16 protein-coding genes are annotated in these 15,937 nt (G+C 52.2%); 7 read left to right on the top strand and 9 right to left on the bottom strand.

Annotated features, from left to right (window positions below; translation table 11 throughout):
* Positions 1 to 114 precede the first annotated feature (114 nt).
* From BTA35_RS00840 to BTA35_RS00820, 5 genes are all read left to right on the top strand, one after another.
* Positions 115 to 924 (top strand): ZrgA family zinc uptake protein, encoded by an 810-nt coding sequence (locus tag BTA35_RS00840; protein ID WP_077242542.1) that lies wholly within the window; start codon positions 115 to 117, stop codon positions 922 to 924.
* Positions 914 to 1,651, top strand: coding sequence for an ATP-binding cassette domain-containing protein (locus BTA35_RS00835; RefSeq protein WP_238377453.1), 738 nt, complete (start codon positions 914 to 916; stop codon positions 1,649 to 1,651). The genes BTA35_RS00840 and BTA35_RS00835 overlap by 11 nt, the downstream gene beginning before the upstream one ends.
* Positions 1,648 to 2,958: an ABC transporter permease gene (locus BTA35_RS00830; RefSeq protein ID WP_077242541.1), complete on the top strand. Its 1,311-nt coding sequence runs from the start codon at positions 1,648 to 1,650 to the stop codon at positions 2,956 to 2,958. Before BTA35_RS00835 ends, BTA35_RS00830 begins: the two co-directional genes overlap by 4 nt.
* Before the next feature lie 76 nt (positions 2,959 to 3,034).
* Complete coding sequence (locus tag BTA35_RS00825; RefSeq protein WP_077242540.1) at positions 3,035 to 3,646, top strand: DUF3299 domain-containing protein; 612 nt, start codon at positions 3,035 to 3,037, stop codon at positions 3,644 to 3,646.
* Between the two features lie 112 nt (positions 3,647 to 3,758).
* Positions 3,759 to 4,310 (top strand): DUF924 family protein, encoded by a 552-nt coding sequence (locus BTA35_RS00820; protein ID WP_238377452.1) that lies wholly within the window; start codon positions 3,759 to 3,761, stop codon positions 4,308 to 4,310.
* 36 nt (positions 4,311 to 4,346) lie between these two features.
* On the opposite strand, the gene BTA35_RS00815 is transcribed toward BTA35_RS00820, so the two are convergent.
* Complete coding sequence (locus tag BTA35_RS00815; RefSeq protein ID WP_077242538.1) at positions 4,347 to 5,267, bottom strand: LysR family transcriptional regulator ArgP; 921 nt, start codon at positions 5,265 to 5,267, stop codon at positions 4,347 to 4,349.
* 184 nt (positions 5,268 to 5,451) lie between these two features.
* On the opposite strand from BTA35_RS00815, the gene BTA35_RS00810 reads away from it, so the two are divergent.
* Entirely contained in the window at positions 5,452 to 6,081 is a 630-nt protein-coding gene (locus BTA35_RS00810; RefSeq protein ID WP_077242537.1) for a LysE/ArgO family amino acid transporter, read from the top strand.
* 77 nt (positions 6,082 to 6,158) lie between these two features.
* Here the strand turns inward: BTA35_RS00810 and BTA35_RS00805 are convergent, their stop codons facing one another.
* Positions 6,159 to 6,566 carry a phosphoribosyltransferase gene (locus tag BTA35_RS00805; protein WP_139363600.1) on the bottom strand — a complete coding sequence of 136 codons (408 nt, stop codon included), beginning with the start codon at positions 6,564 to 6,566 and terminating at the stop codon, positions 6,159 to 6,161.
* Positions 6,567 to 7,049: 483 nt separating this feature from the next.
* Here BTA35_RS00805 and BTA35_RS00800 point away from each other — a divergent pair, with 483 nt between their 5' ends.
* Positions 7,050 to 7,628 (top strand): hypothetical protein, encoded by a 579-nt coding sequence (locus BTA35_RS00800; protein ID WP_077242535.1) that lies wholly within the window; start codon positions 7,050 to 7,052, stop codon positions 7,626 to 7,628.
* Between the two features lie 29 nt (positions 7,629 to 7,657).
* On the opposite strand, the gene BTA35_RS00795 is transcribed toward BTA35_RS00800, so the two are convergent.
* The 7 genes from BTA35_RS00795 to rsxB form a co-directional block, all read right to left on the bottom strand.
* Positions 7,658 to 9,022, bottom strand: coding sequence for a DUF2252 family protein (locus BTA35_RS00795; RefSeq protein ID WP_103989634.1), 1,365 nt, complete (start codon positions 9,020 to 9,022; stop codon positions 7,658 to 7,660).
* A gap of 176 nt (positions 9,023 to 9,198) precedes the next feature.
* On the bottom strand, positions 9,199 to 9,732 hold the full coding sequence (locus BTA35_RS00790) for a DUF1543 domain-containing protein (protein ID WP_077242534.1): 534 nt from the start codon (positions 9,730 to 9,732) through the stop codon (positions 9,199 to 9,201).
* Between the two features lie 60 nt (positions 9,733 to 9,792).
* A complete protein-coding gene (locus BTA35_RS00785) occupies positions 9,793 to 10,503 on the bottom strand; it encodes an electron transport complex subunit E (RefSeq protein WP_077242533.1) in 711 nt (236 codons plus the stop codon).
* Between the two features lie 51 nt (positions 10,504 to 10,554).
* Positions 10,555 to 11,283, bottom strand: a complete 729-nt coding sequence (rsxG, locus tag BTA35_RS00780; protein WP_077242532.1) for an electron transport complex subunit RsxG — start codon at positions 11,281 to 11,283, stop codon at positions 10,555 to 10,557.
* A gap of 9 nt (positions 11,284 to 11,292) precedes the next feature.
* Positions 11,293 to 12,339, bottom strand: coding sequence for an electron transport complex subunit RsxD (gene rsxD, locus BTA35_RS00775; RefSeq protein WP_077242531.1), 1,047 nt, complete (start codon positions 12,337 to 12,339; stop codon positions 11,293 to 11,295).
* 6 nt (positions 12,340 to 12,345) lie between these two features.
* A complete protein-coding gene (gene rsxC, locus BTA35_RS00770; protein ID WP_077242530.1) occupies positions 12,346 to 15,282 on the bottom strand; it encodes an electron transport complex subunit RsxC in 2,937 nt (978 codons plus the stop codon).
* Positions 15,282 to 15,908 carry an electron transport complex subunit RsxB gene (rsxB, locus tag BTA35_RS00765; protein ID WP_077242529.1) on the bottom strand — a complete coding sequence of 209 codons (627 nt, stop codon included), beginning with the start codon at positions 15,906 to 15,908 and terminating at the stop codon, positions 15,282 to 15,284. Before rsxB ends, rsxC begins: the two co-directional genes overlap by 1 nt.
* Positions 15,909 to 15,937 lie beyond the last annotated feature (29 nt).

Here is a 15,937-nt window from a genome sequence, read left to right as displayed (position 1 = left end):
TTTTGTTTTATAACGTCAGTCTTTTTAAAAGGTGTTCTGAGTGAATTGTCGGCTCAGGGACTAAATTTTATACTCTTGCTTGCAAGTTGGCTGGTAGCCTACAAAGGATGATTTATGAAATCTGCTGCTGTTTTTAAACGCTCTGTCCCTTTTAATTGTTTCTGTAATCAACACCTGAATCGTATCCGGCAGGCTCTTTCTGTGACGACTGCGTTACCCATACTTACCTTGCTACTGGCGAGCCCTGTTAAGGCCGCTGACCTGAGTGCCCATGAGCATGGTGTCGCTAATCTGGCTCTGGCTCAGGAAGGGCATGAGATTAGCATCAGTTTTACAGCAGCTGCTGATAGTGTGATCGGTTATGAGCATGAGCCAACGAATAAAAAAGAGCAGGAAGCGCTTTATCATGCAGATGAGATACTTCATCACCCGGAGAAATGGCTGAGTTTACCTGCCAATTGCGAACTGGAAGAGCGCACGGTTTCTCTGCCTTTCCTGGATGCTGAAGGACATAAAGAACGTCATCATGCTCATGATGACCACGAAGATCACGATGAGCATGATCATGACGAGCACCACGATGAGCATGATCATGACGAGCACCACGATGAGCACGATCATGACGAGCACCACGATGAGCATGATCACGACGAGCACCATGATGAGCACGATCATGACGAGCACCATGATGAGCATGATCATGACGAACACCACGATGAGCACGATCATGACGAGCACCACGACCACGGTCATGTTGATGTTGAAGCCAGCTATACCTTCCACTGTGATAGCGAAGCGGTTTCACCACTTGAGCTGAAGCTGTTCAGCCAGCTGCCATATCTTGAACTGCTGCGTATTGAGGCGGTTTCTGAGCGTACTGTTGTGGTTACGGAATGGGAAGGAGACGGAAGCCTTGACTGGTAAGGTGATTATTGATCTGAAACAGCTGAGTTTTGCCTGGCCCGGGCAGGCAAAACCCGCCCTTAGTATTGACGCTTTCCGGCTGAATGCCGGAGAGCGTCTCTTCGTTTATGGACCGAGTGGCTGTGGTAAAAGTACTCTGTTATCGCTGTTAGCTGGTGTTGTTGTGCCTCAGCAGGGGGTTGTTGAGATCGCTGGACAACGGATCGAAAAGCTTAGCGCAGCTAAGCGGGATCACTTTCGGGCGGATCATATTGGCCTGGTCTTCCAGCAATTCAACCTGCTGCCGTATCTGAATGTGCTGGATAATGTCACTCTGGCCTGTGATTTTTCTCACCAGCGAGTTACCAATCTGAAGCAGGCTCAGGTCAGTGCGCTGGATGAGGCAAAACGTTTGCTGAGTCGGCTGTTGTTGCCGGAGTCTCTCTGGACGAAATCTGTGATGAATCTGAGTATCGGGCAGCAGCAGCGTGTCGCAGTTGCCCGGGCTTTGATCGGCGCACCGGATCTGATTATAGCGGATGAACCAACATCGGCCCTGGACAGAGAAAGTCGGGACCAGTTTTTGCAATTATTGATGGCTGAAACAGAACAAAGCGGCAGCTCACTGGTATTTGTCAGTCATGATGACAGCCTGAAATCTCACTTTGATCGCCATCTGCATCTGCCGACGCTGAACCAGGCGGTTAGCACCGTAGAACCTTCAGCGGTAGAAGGGGCAAACCCATGAGCCTGAACCTGAAAACCCTGGTACGCTTGTCGGCCCGAAGCCTGCTTAACCGTCGGTTAACGGTTTTTCTGTCGGTGCTGACCATTGCGTTCAGTGTTGCATTGTTGTTGACCGTTGAGCGGGTGCGTACTGAGGCCCGAACCAGCTTTAACCAGACCATCTCGGGAACGGATCTGATTGTAGGCGCACCCAGTGGGGATCTTCAGCTGTTGCTGTACTCAGTCTTTCAGTTGGGGAATGCCAGTGCCAATATGAGTTGGGAGGCGGCACAGGAGATTGCTGCCATGCCTGAAGTGGCTTGGACGCTGCCTTTGGCTTTAGGGGATTCCCATAAAGGCTTTCGCGTGATGGGTACTGATGCGACCTATTTCGATCACTATAAGTATGGCCGTAAGCAACCGCTGGAGTTTGCTTCTGGTAAGCGATTTAATCAACTTTATCAGGCGGTCATTGGTGCCGAAGTTGCACAAAAGCTGGGCTATAAGGTTGGCGACCGAATGATTATCGCCCACGGCATGGGGAAACATAGCTTTAAAGAACACGATGATAAGCCCTTTACCCTGGTGGGTATCCTGGAGCGTACGGGAACGCCGGTTGATCGCTCTGTGTTGGCCAGTCTTGAAAGTATTGAAGCGATTCACGTTGGCTGGGGTAAGCCAGCACTGGGGGACATTCGTACCCGTTTTGCTGAAAAGCAGGGGAAAAATACTTCACTGGATAGGGCGCAGCTGCAGCCTAAAGCGATTACAGCTCTGTTGGTGGGGGTGAAAAAGAAAACCCAGCTGTTCAAAGTTCAGCGCCGTATTAATGAAGGTGGGCAGGGATTAAAAGTGATCGGTGAGCCCTTACAAGCGGTGATGCCTGCGGTGGCCCTGCAACAACTTTGGAAGCTGGTTGGCGTTGCAGAGAATGCACTGCTCGTGGTCGCGGGTTTTGTGGTGATCAGCGGCCTGGTAGGTCTGATGTCGGTGATTCTGACCGGGCTCAATGAGCGCCGCCGGGAGATCGCTATTCTGCGGGCTATTGGAGCCAGGCCGATGCAAGTATTGCTTTTGCTGGTTGCTGAGGCCTTTATTCTGACTCTGCTGGGCCTGCTGATAGGTGCCGGTGTTTTCTATCTGTTACTGCTGATCGCTGCCCCTGCTATTTATGATATCTGGGGGATCTGGCTGCCGGTCAGTGGCTTTAGTCTGACTGAGCTGAAGCTCCTGTGTGTTATCGCTGTTGCGGGTCTGCTGGTAGGGCTATGGCCTGGGTTGCGGGCTTACCGGATCTCTCTGGCTGAAGGTTTATCAGTCAGGCTTTAAATCTTCTTAGTGTTGTTGATAAGCGCTGAACAGGGTTGATATTATAGCCCGCTCATTGATTGGAAAGGGTTAACGTGTGAGACAGCTGAGTCAGAAGTGGGCGCAAAAGGTTACTGTGCTGGTTATGGTTGCGTTAGGTTTGGGTATATCACCAGCCTGGGGAGCTCAGCCAGCCGATTTTGACCAGTTGTCTCCTTTAGTGCAATCCCGTTGGAATGAAGATGATCAGCTGTTGGATCTGAGCTGGGAAGACCTGATCCCTGAAGGTTTTCGGGCAGATGCGATCCTGGATCAGTATGACCCGGAAAAAATCGCTCAGTTGACCGATGATGATCCGCTGATCGTCGAAATTATGGAAAAACTCCAGAAGGCGTATCAGTCGGCTCCGGTTGTCGGGAAGCTGGAAGGTATGCCGGTTCGCTTGGGTGGCTATATTGCGCCCCTGGAGATTACCCCTGAAGGTGTGACCGAGTTTCTTCTGGTTCCCTACTTCGGTGCCTGCATCCATGTGCCGCCGCCGCCTTCTAATCAGATTATCTATGTGAAGACTGAGATTCCTATCGCGGAATCCTTACTGGAAGATGCGATCTGGGTGAGTGGTCGCTTATCCATCGACGCTGCTGATACTGATCTGGCGCTGGCGGGATACACACTTTATTCCGAGCATATCGTGCCTATCGAGTATTAAGCTTCTGCCCATTGATAGCGTCTAAAGAAACGCTTTGAATTCTGACGCAAAACAGCATGAGCTGGTAATATCCCGGATCGCCTCTTATAGTCAGAGTGTAATGGACTAAGGGATGGATAGACCTATGCTGTGGCAACCGGTTATTGAGTTTTGGTTTAAGGAGCTTTCACCGCAACAGTGGTGGATTAAAGATAACGCGTTGGATCAGATGATTAAAACGCGTTTTGAAGCCACCCTGAATAAAGCGAAAGAGTATGGCTTAGCTGACTGGCGATACCAGCCCCGTGGCCGGTTGGCTGAGATTATTGTACTGGATCAGTTCTCGAGAAATATCTACCGGGATTCCCCTGAAGCTTTTGCTGTTGATGACAGAGCTGTTCAGCTAACCCTGGCTGCGATCGAGTCCGGAGATGATCGTTCTCTTACCCAGCAGGAGCGCCTGTTTGTCTACATGCCTTTGATGCACAGTGAAAACCCGGAAATGCATGTTATTGCTATTGAGGTGTTCAGTGCTCTGGGGTTGGAAGAAAACCTGGAATTTGAACGTAAACATAAAGCTATCATTGATCGCTTTGGCCGCTACCCCCACCGAAATGCCATTCTAGGGCGGGAATCCACCCCGGAGGAGCTTGAGTTTCTGAAACAGCCGGATTCTTCTTTCTGACGGGGGTTCAGCCGTTTACAGATCGCGGCGGACGTATCAGGCTTCTATTGGTGTCAGGTGTTTTTTTGCGCCTTTGATAACCGCCTGGGTCAACCGCCTGATATTTTCCGATTTCAGATTCCACACATGCCAGTAAAGTGGTACATCAATGGTTTGTCCCGGTGCCAGTTCTGTCACCGTAGCGCTCTCCTGGTTGCTCAGATCAAGATAGGGCTGGCTCTGCTGATCCGGCACCATCCCCCAGCCAAGGCCTAAACGAATCAGATGAAAGTAGGGGCCGGTGGCGGGCACTCTGTGTTTTGGGTAGGAGACCGAATCCAGTCCGATATAGCGCAGAAAATGATTTTGTAGCTCATCCTTATGGTTAAACTCCACCACGGGCGCTTCAGCCACAGCTGACTCGGTGATACCGTCAGGAAAATAGCGGGCGATATAGTCCGGTGTGGCCAGCGCCCGATAACGCATCACCCCCAGAGGGAAACAATCGCAGCCCTGCATCGCCTGTGAGGAAGCACTCACACAGCCTAGCACCTCACCGGTTCTTAACAGATGATGGGTTTGCTCCTGATCATCGATCTTAATATCCAGCACCCATGGATGCTCATGAACTAAGGGAGCCAGAGCCCCGGGGAACCAGGTGTCGAGACTGTCGGCGTTAACCGCCACCGGCATACGGCTGAAGCCCTGCTCTGTGGCCTGATTCAGGCTAAGGCTCAATTCACCCTCCAGTAGTGATAGTTGATGGTAAAACTTCAGTACCCGTTGACCGGTCGCCGTCAGCACAAGGGGCGTGCTACGGATCATCACCGCCTGTCCCAGTTTCTCCTCCAGTTGCCGTATGCGCTGAGAGATCGCCGATTGCGTGACATGCAGGCGCTTGGCGGCTTTATCGAAGCTCTGCTCCTCAATCACCGCATGCAGGGCGCTGAGTTGTTTCGGGTCCAGTGACAAGCTCATGGTGTTTTCCTTGGAGTCTAAGCGGGCTATTGTGAGCTTTATTAGATATTTTAATGATCAATTAAAATCATTAGTTTTACTTAATTATGCTCCAGAGGCAAGATGCACTGCATCGGATAACGGGTTCAGGCGTGTCCAGGGCAGGCCACCCAGAGTTATCCTGTTTATTATTGTGGAGTGTGTGATGAGTGCGGTAGCAAGTGTTTATCTATGGGCCCTGATTAAGGGATTGGGAACCAGTGCCGGTCTTATTATGGCTATCGGTGCGCAGAATGCCTTTGTCTTATCACAGGGGTTGAAACGCCAGTATCACTGGCCGATTGCCGGTGTGTGCAGCTTTTTTGATGCGGTGCTGATTACTCTCGGTGTCGCCGGCATGGGCGCCCTGATCAGCCAGAATGAACTTTGGCTCAGTGCTGCCCGCTGGGGCGGCGCGGCCTTTCTGTTCTGGTACGGGTTTGGCGCGCTGCGCTCAGCGTTAAAAGATCAGAGCCTGGAGGCGGATCGTCAAGGCGCAACCAGCCTGAAGAAGGCGCTGTTAACCACTCTTGCAGTAACCCTGCTGAACCCGCACGCTTATCTGGATACCGTGGTGCTGATCGGTAGTATCGGCGGTCAATACCCGGAAGGAGAGCGTTTCTGGTTTGCCTTTGGCGCAATCAGCTTCTCCTTTATCTGGTTTTTTGGCATCAGCCTTGGGGCGCGCTGGCTGGCCCCTCTGTTTCAGAAACCGATCGCATGGCGGGTATTAGATGGCTTTGTTTGTCTTGTGATGTGGTCGATTGCAGTGAGTTTGGTGATCGCGGCGGTGTAAATGAAGATGCCCTTAAGGCTAACCTTAAGGGCGTTTCGATGCGAATAGGAAGGGGAGTCTAGCCCTGAGTCGCTGCTTTATGCTGAGCCACCCGGTCTTTGATGACCTTTTGATAAGAGGCGGTTAATTGTTTCTTTTTCTGCCTTAGCGCATCGATTTCGGATCTCGTTAAGCGTTCTAAAGCCGACGAGATAAGAGGCTTCGTTGGCTGTGAAGGCTGAGATGTGGATGCCGAAGAGTTTTTGGATTGAGTCATTGTAGCGATCCTCCAGTAAACGAAGATGTTTTTTGGGAGCCAGAAATTCTTTTGATCGGCCTGCATTAACCAGCACGATTGTACCTAGTACGTTACCGCCACTGATCTGAATATAATTTGCCAGTTCGGCTAATGTCCCACCCATATTGGTTACGTCATCCACCAGAACATAATTTTGACCGGGCTGGACCTGTCCTTCAAAGGAGGGGCGGGCGATCATTCTTTCCATAGGATCGGCACCGGTGTGAAAAACGCGTTCTTTCTGAACGATATCATCTTCACTTGTACCTTCAAGTATCTCCGCACACGTTAAGGATAACATCAGGGGTAAGGCATTGTCGCCTGTGGCCTCCTGCGCGAAAGGGGCAACGTAAAGGCAATCTGGGGGGGAATTCTCCTTGCAGTGAGAGCAGAAAATCAAACGCAAGATCATTAATCAGCTGCAATGCTGAATCGGCATCACCGGCTTTGCCCTGCTGATAAGCGGGGTGTTGTTTGATTGAGGAATCCTGCGTGAAGCAGTGAAAATGACGGGCTGATTTTGGGAAGGCGTAAACTCTGTCCATACCGAATCCTTGGTGTGGGTTTACGCCTAAGTGTAGCGGGTTTATCGGTGTTTATTAGCCTTTTTTATTAAGTATTATTTTCAGTCCTAAGAGACTGTTAATATTGAGTGGGTTAACTTTATAGATTGAATAATAAGGCTGTGAGAATGGATAAGTTACAAAGGATTGTTGGTGTAATTGATGAGATCGTTGAAGCAAATACCAAGTTAGCCCATTTTTGGTCTCAAGCTCATGGGTGGGCTCCTCCTTCAGCCTCAGAATTAATGTCTAAATCGCGCTTGGATTGGCAAGTTAGCCTTTCAAAGGTTTTAAAAAACTGGGTATCAAGCCATCTTGATGATGGAGAGTTAATTCTAGCCTGGTCCAATCTAGGGGTTCTGCTTGAAGGGACTTTGAAGTTATATCTATCCGTCTATTTAGAGGATTATCTGAAAGACGAACTCGTACCAAGAGGAAAAAAAGGAAAGGTCTTGCAGGCCGATATACTGACGCTTGAACAATTAAAGACCTTTTGCAAAAAAAAGGCTCTGTTAGATCAAGTCCAGATCGATTTTGTTGAGAAAATCCAAAATCGAAGAAATGCTATTCATGCATACAAGAACCGGCCTTTGGGGGATACTTCTGAGTGGCACGAGTGTCTGGACTGGTATATGGATTTGGTAGTGGAAATTAATAGCCGACTACCTTATCCAGAAGGGTATTGCAGAATCCAAATTTCAAGGTAATTGGGGCCGTGTTTAGCCCCGGTTTGTTATTATCCGAGATACAATCCCTGCAAATACCGGCAATCTTCTTTCACCTGTTCCGCATACCCATCACAGGCGTTGATTAAGGCTTCGATCTGATCGGGGAGAACAGCTGCCATCGCCTGTTCAAAATGGGTGGAGCGGCGGTCGCCGCGACAATGGGCGAGGGCGAGGGCTTGTCCGCAGGTGGCGGCGTATTGTTCAAAGCCACCGCTCACGGCCTGTTTGCCGAAGACGATATCCTCAGGATCGATACCCACCCTGGCGTGGTGTCGGGAGCGGATCAGCCAGTGGCCGTCCTGCCATTCGGCTTCATCCAGTACCAGATCCGGTTTGCGCTGCATACGCTGTTGGCAATGTACCGTCAGGTGGGCAGGATTGAGGCGGTTAACAGCGCTCAGTTCCGGGAAGTGATACAGCGGGGCGGCATGGCGTTGGTGCTTGATCTCCACCAGATGACACAGCTCCAGATCATCCTCTGAACTAAAGGTTTCCGGCCCCACAAGGCAGTAAAAGCGCCGCATATTCACCGAGCCGGTGCCGGCATTCAGGCGCTCGGTAATATCGAGGATGTTGTCATCCATATAGGGTTCGAAATGATGGATCAGTTCGCGGGCTTCATTCGCTGATAGCGGCTTAAAGCGCTCCGGACGATCACGAAAGCGCATTGGTTGCTTGCTAAGATCCACCTCTTTCGCCAGTGAGCTTTTCTCCATAAATTTTTTCCCGCCCCAGATTCGCTTTTTCGCCTTTTTATAAGGGGCGTTCAGGATATGTTTCTTTTTAAAGCGATCCAGAACCTGATTGCGGTTTAGGGCATCATCAGCACAGTTCTGACAGGTGGCCAGATACTGCTCCAGAAATGCGGCCATCGCTGTGCGGCGCTGAGCCGCACTTACCGCTTGATCATCATCCAGGGCTTCTTCTAAGGCGTAACGTCCTGCCAGAGCACCTTCAGCAAAATCGACACAGAGGGCGAGGCTGGTACAGAAGCGCGCCAGATCCCATGCAGCATGGCCGATACAGGCATCATCAAAATCATTAGGGGCAAAGATCACGCTTTCGCCATGGGCGCCTTCTTCACTCAGAAAACCAAAGTTAGAGGTATGGCAGTCACCCATCACGGTGGTCAGTGGTGGTGTTAGCAGGGCTTCCGGGAGTTTCAGGTTGCCTTTAGCCAGATCAGCATAAAACAGTTGGGCGGAACCACGGAGAAAGACAAAAGGGTTGCTGGCCATCTTGATATGCTTGGCGCAACCGAGAGTCGGATCCTGGTGGTCGACCCGCTCCAGTTCCCGGTGAATCAGCTTTTGGCGTTCTATTTTGCTGTCTGTTGTTCTGACGTGAGCTTTTTTATGTTGGGCGGTGGGCATCTTTGCTTCCTTGTCGATGTTTGACGATGACTGGGGTTTGTTTGTCTGACTCTGGGTGAAATTGTGTCTGAAACCTCAGTTTAACACTCTTTGAAAGCGGATAAAGGGGGGCAAAAAAGGGGAGCAGTAAACGCAGGGTCGGTTATGGAAGAAGGTGCTGGCAGGCGAAAGAAGCTTTAGCCGATCACCTCATAGCCGAACCAGTCCGGGCGTAGGGGCTTAACCGGTTTGTCGGTGGCGGTCAGCTGAATATGCCAGTTTTCCAGCAGAGAGACCGGCAGGCAGTCATCCACATCATGCAGATTATCTTTGTGCTGATGGCGGGCAGTGGTCAGCAGGTGACGTTTTGCCATCTGCTTGGCTTCTTCATCATCGTGACAGGCAAAGAGCCCGAAGGCGTGCTGTTCTGCCATCTGATCCGGCTGATAACCGCCCAGATTAACGAAGTAGAGCTTGAGTGCGGTCTGAACTGAAGACTGAACCGGCTCGGCAGAAAGGGAGACCTGATAGCTGCGGCCATCGGCACCGGGCACGGTGTCGACGATATGATAGCTGTCCAGATGCAGGTTGTTTTTGTGGCCGTACCACTGCTGAATCAGGGCCGGGTAGGTATCTTCGATACGCTCGCCCACCACAAAACGCAGATCGTGCACTTCGATATGACACTGACCGGCACGACCGCCCAGATAAACCATAAATAGCTGTGGCATAACGTTTACCTATTCATCTGATCTTTTTAACCCGTAACACGCCCCGTTTAACCGACTCTTTTACCCTGTAACGCGCACGCGACGGTCAACGGTTGGTTTGGGCTCATCTGCTCTGTTGCGTTCGGCACGGGCTTTCAGGTGACCATCAACGATATTCTTCAGTGCGATCAGTAACCCCATACCGACGAATGCACCCGGTGGCAGAATAGCAAACAGGAAGCTGTAATCTTCAAAGACCACGATCTTCCAGTTAGCGGCCATAGGGCCAAACAGCAGCTGCATATTTTCGAACAGGGTGCCCTGGCCGAGTAGCTCACGCATTGCTCCCAGCAGTACCAGCACCACGGTGAAACCGATACCCATCATGAAACCATCGGTTGCTGCAGGTATCACTGGGTTTTTACTGGCGAAAGCGTCAGCCCGGCCCAGAATCACACAGTTGGTGACGATCAGGGGGATAAAGATACCCAGAATCAGATACAGCTCGTAGGTGAAGGCCTGCATCAGGAGTTCCGCACAGGTCACAAAGGAGGCGATAATCATGACAAAGGCGGGCAGGCGTACCTGCTCCGGTACAAAGTTGCGGATCATAGAGACCGAAAGGTTAGAACCCACCAGTACCAGAATGGTAGCGATACCCAGACCTAAAGCGTTCACCACAGAACCGGTGACCGCCAGCAGAGGGCATAGTCCCAACAGCTGAACCAGTGCCGGGTTGTTATTCCAGAGACCGTCAGCGGTGATCTCCTGATAGCTTTTTGTTGCGCTCATGGTTTTGACTCTCAATTCAGGGCTGTACTGCCTGGTTTAAGCGAAGGCCGCTTACTGTTGATGACCAGCAGTTTCCTGCAGAATTTCAGTGTTGGCCGGAGTGGTTTCCAGCAAACGGTCTTTATGTTTGGCAAAGTATTCCAGTACTGCACGGGTCTGATTCACAACTGCACGGGGGGTGATCGTTGCACCGGTAAACTGGTCGATCTGGCCGCCATCTTTCTTCACTTTCCAGGCATCCGGCCCCGGGTTCTCCAGGGACATGCCGGTAAAACCCAGAATCCAGTCGGATTTAGCCGTTTCAACTTTATCACCCAGTCCCGGTGTTTCCTTATGGTTCAGCACACGTACACCGGCCAGCTCGCCGTTGCGTTTAACACCCACCAACATATCGATATTACCGCTATAGCCGTTGGGGTTGGATACCGGAAATAGCAGGGCCACGGTTGTACCGGCTTTACGGCCGACATATATCTGTAGAGGCTCCTTGTTGCCCAGAATCGGGCTGGCCTCCAGTGTCAGGGTATCGCTCAGCAGGTCGTTATCAATCTGATCTGCCGGCAGAATCTCATACAGGCTACGGGTCTGGGACTGACGGATATTCTCGGCGATGCTTTCCTGGGTACTGATCTGTGTGACCGCGATAACCCCGGCAGTCACGATGGCAAAGATACCCAGACCGATACTGCTGCGAACTACCGACTGCAGCAGAGTGGTTTCTGCTGCGGGCTCTTCATTTTGAGCGTCTGATTTCTGAGGTTCAGGTGCTTTCTGTGGCATGCGATATCCTTACTTCTCGTTCTTAATGCCTTTGCGGGCTTTGTTATGGCCAAAGCTGCGGGGCTGGGTGTAGTAGTCGATAAAGGGGGCGGCAAAATTCATCAGCAGCACTGAGAAAGCGACGGCATCCGGGTAACTGCCCCAGGTGCGGATCACATAGATGAGCACACCTATACCGATACCAAACCAGATTTTTCCCTTGTTACTGGTGGCTGCGGTTACCGGGTCTGTTGCAATAAAGAAAGCACCAAACAGGGTTGCACCAGAAAGCAGGTGTACGTATGGCGAGGCATAATTGCTGGCATCTGCACCGTAAAATAACAGAGATAAAACGGTTAGAGTACCTAGCATCGCAACGGGAATGTGCCAGGTGAATATTCGCTTCCAGAGCAGGTAGAGGCCACCCAGCATAAATGCGATAGAGGCTGTGGCCCAGGCTTGCCAGATTTTTTCCGGCAGGAAGTTGCTCTGACGCCAGTACTCATCGGCCATCAGCATCCCCTTATGTTTAAAGCCATCCAGTGGCGTTGCCATGGTGAACGCATCCGGAACATTAACAGCACTACCAAAGACAGCTGTAATACTCTGACCCAGGGAGATACCGTTATCCAGCAGAGAGGCTGGTGTTACCCATTGGGTCATCTCCACAGGAAAGGAGATAAGCAGAAGCGCATAGGCGGCCATTGCGGGGTTAAAGGGGTTATTACCCAGGCCTCCATATAGCTGTTTGGCGATCACAATGGCCACAAAGGTGCCGGTTACCACCAGCCACCAGGGAGCCAGGGGAGGCAGGGCGATACCGAGCAGCACACAGGTCAGCAGGGCGCTGTTGTCTTTCAGGGCCGGTAGAGGGTTGCGGCGGCGCATCTTAAGGATGATTGCTTCAAACAACAGACCGGACGCCGAGGCGACCAGCACGTTGATAATGGAACCCCAGCCAAACAGCCAGGTCAGTGTCGCAAGCCCCGGCAGGGTTGCCAGAATAACGGTCTGCATCACCTTACGGGTGCTTAGCGGGCGGTGCAGGTGGGGGGATGAAACCCGGATAAATGCCATAATCGTTTACACCTCACTTCCGGCAGACTGGGTTAACTGTTCAAGCTTTTGTGCGGCATCGGAATACTTTGTTTTACAACGCTCAACCACCGCTTGCTGATCGCTGATCGCCTGAGCATCGCCAGAGGCTTCGGTTTCAGCCAGTGTTTTTTCCGCTTTTTTCAGCGCAGTTTTGGTGGCTGCGGCGATAATTTTTGCCTGCTTTAGTGCTTTTGCCTGAGCGTCAGCGGCACTGTCGGTAGGAGTCGATGGCTGTGCTTTTGTGTTTGGTTCTGTTGATGCTGTGTTTTGCAGGGTCGCCAATTTATCCGCCGCCTGCTGTGCTTTCTCTTTAGTTGTGGTCAGCTTGGCTTCGCAGGCTGCGACCTGCTCTGCATCACCGGACTCCTGTGCGGCCGTCAGCGCTTTCTCTGCTTTTCTGATCGCGGCTTTGCTGGCTGCAGCTGCGATTTTAGCTTGTTTCAGGGCTTTTTCCTGGTCTGCTACAGCATCAGTCGTTGCCGCATCAGCTTTTGGTTGCATTGTAGCGTTCTGCAGGGCAGCCAGTTTATCCGCCGCCTGCTGTGCTTTCTCCTTCACAGTGGTCAGCTTGGTTTCGCAGGCTGCGACCTGCTCTGCATCACCGGACTCCTGTGCGGCCGTCAGCGCTTTCTCTGCTTTTCTGATCGCGGCTTTGCTGGCTGCAGCTGCGATTTTAGCCTGTTTCAGGGCTTTTTCCTGATCAGCTGAATCACTCTGAGCTGCGGATGCTGTTTGTGCCTGAGATGATGGTGGCGGTGCTGCTTTTGCGTGTTCTTCCAGTGTTTTCAGCTTCTCTTCCGCTTTTACCGCATTGGCCTTGGCGGTCAGGATCGCTGCTTCTTTAGCGGCTACTTCGTCCGGATCATTATCTCGTTGGGCATGAATCAGTGCTTTTTCCGCCTTCTTAATGGCGGCTTTGCTGGCGGCAACGGCGATCTTAGCCTGCTTCAGGGCTTTTGCCTGCGCTTCGTTAGCCGCAGCGGGTGCTGCCTGGGCCGGTGCTGATGCCGTCGGTGCAGAAGCGATCCCCAGCTGTTTCTCGATATCAGAGACTTTTTCCTGAGCGGCTTTCAGATCCGTTTCCAGCTTGGCTTTATCTTCGTCAGAGGCTTCAGCCAGTGCTTTTTCCGCTTTTTTAAGGGCAACGCTGGCGGCGGCACGCTGGATTTTCAGCTTTTTCAGAGCGGCCTCATCCAGACCATTGGGGTTGCTGGCCTGAGCAGGGGCTGTTGCTGGCACGGAAGAGCCTGAGCTGGTACTTCCGCTCAATTGTGCATCAATCGTTGTGACTTTATCCTGCGCCGCTTTCAGGTCGGCTTCCAGCTTACTGCGGTTGTCGTCCGTCGCTTCAGCCAGTGCTTTTTCTGCTTTCTTCAGGGCGACACTGGCTGCGGCGCGCTGGATTTTGAGTTTTTTCGCGGCGGCTTCATCCAGACCATTTGCTGCCGGAGCGGGTGCTGATGTAGACGCTGTCGCGGATGTTTTAGCGGCCGCTGCAGCCATACGTGCGTTGCGGGCAGCGATCTTCTCGGCTTCTTCACGCTCTAGACGGGCCTGACGTTGTTCAAAGCGGATCTTGGCTCGTTCTGCTTTTTTTGCTTCTTCCTGCTCGTTACGGATCTCTGTTTTGGCAAAGCGGTAGTACTGCACCAGAGGAATACTGCTGGGGCAGACGTAAGCGCAGGCTCCGCATTCGATGCAATCGAACAGGTTAAACAGCTGGGCTTTTTCAAACTCTTCTGCTTTGGCAAACCAGTGCAGCTGTTGTGGCAGCAGATCCGCAGGGCAGGCCTGTTCGCACATACCGCAGCGGATGCAGGGGCTTTCCGGTTCCGGGTCAGGGAACTCCTGGTGGGTCGGGGCCAACAGGCAGTTGGTGGTTTTCACCACGGGTAGCTGATCGCTGGTCAGGGTAAAGCCCATCATGGGGCCACCCATAATCAGGCGACTGGCACGATCCGCATTGAAGCCTGCGTATTCCAGCAGTTCACGAATCGGGGTGCCCAGGCGGACTTCGACATTCTGGCGGCGGGTCATGGCGTTGCCCGTCAGAGTGGTGATACGGCTGATCAGAGGCTCGCCAAGGGTTACAGCTTTAGCGATCGCAATGGCAGTGCCGACGTTCTGGCATACCACGCCGATATCTGCGGGCAGTCCGCCGGAGGGAACTTCACGACCGGTCAGGATCTGGATCAGCTGTTTTTCCCCACCGGAGGGGTATTTTGTCGGGATAACAACAACATCAATATGGGTGCCCTGGGTTGCCGTCTGCAGGGCTTTAATCGCTTCCGGTTTGTTGTCTTCGATGCCGATCAGGCAGCTGCTGGGGTCAACCAGCTTGCAAAGAATCTGGGCGCCCAGTACCAGCTGCTGCGGATAAGTTCGCATCGCCATATCGTCAGCGGTGATATAGGGTTCACACTCTGCGGCATTAATTACCAGGGTATCGATGGCATGACGCTCGCGGGTACGGGCCTTTACTGCTGTCGGGAAACCTGCTCCGCCCATGCCAACGATACCGGCTTTGGAGATAGCCTGGAGCAGGGTATCGACGTCGGCATTCTGCCAGTCACTGACCGGTTCCAGCATTGTCCATTCATCTTTACCATCGGACTCGATGGTGATGCAGAGGTCGTCCATACCGGATGCGTGGGGAATCGGGTGCTCGCCAATAGCCGTGATAGTACCGGATATGGATGCGTGGATATTGGCGCTGATAAAGCCATCGGCACGGGCGATCAGCTGGCCGGTCTTAACGCTGTCACCGATATTGACCAGAGGCTCTGCCGGCGCACCGATATGCTGTTGCAGTGGTAGTACCACCTTGCTGGGTAGTGGAGCCTTTGTAATAGGCTGTTGTACCGACTGTTGCTTGTTTTCCTGGGGGTGAATCCCTCCATGGAAGTCCCAAAGTGTACGCATCAGATCGTTCCTCCGGTGACAGAGGAGCTGGAGCTGGTGGCAAAAATCTGATCTTCAAAGCGGGCATTGGGTCCCTGAGGGCGATTCCAGCCCCAATTTTTTACAGTGGTTTCAACAGGTAGCATATCGATACAGTCTACAGGGCAAGGCTCAACGCACAGGTCGCAGCCGGTGCATTCGGATTCAATAACGGTATGCATCAGTTTGGTGGCGCCAACAATGGCGTCTACCGGGCAGGCCATAATACATTTTGTGCAGCCAATACACTCATCTTCACGGATGTAGGCAACTTTTTTTACACCGATGGTATCCGGGTCCGCATCCAGAGGCATAGGGTCTCGGCCAAGCAGGTCTGCCAGTGCTTCCATGGTGCTTTCGCCACCTGGTGGGCATTTGTTGATATCTTCACCATTGGCGATCGCTTCGGCGTAGGGGTGGCAGCCAGGATGACCACACTGACCACATTGGGTTTGTGGCAGTAGGCTGTCGATCTGATCAACAATAGGGTTGCCTTCCACTTTGAAGCGGATCGAGGCGTAACCCAGCATGGCACCGAACAGGGCTGCAAGGGTCAGCAGTCCGATTACGGCAGCTAAAACAGGATGTTGTGAAAGAAGCTCAGTCATCTGTTTGTCCGGTTATAACAATTATCTGA

It is taken from the genome of Oceanospirillum linum, assembly GCF_001995095.2.
Lineage (GTDB): Bacteria > Pseudomonadota > Gammaproteobacteria > Pseudomonadales > Halomonadaceae > Oceanospirillum > Oceanospirillum linum.
The sequence above is the reverse complement of the archived record's forward strand: the minus strand, read 5'-3'. Positions and strand labels throughout refer to the sequence as shown.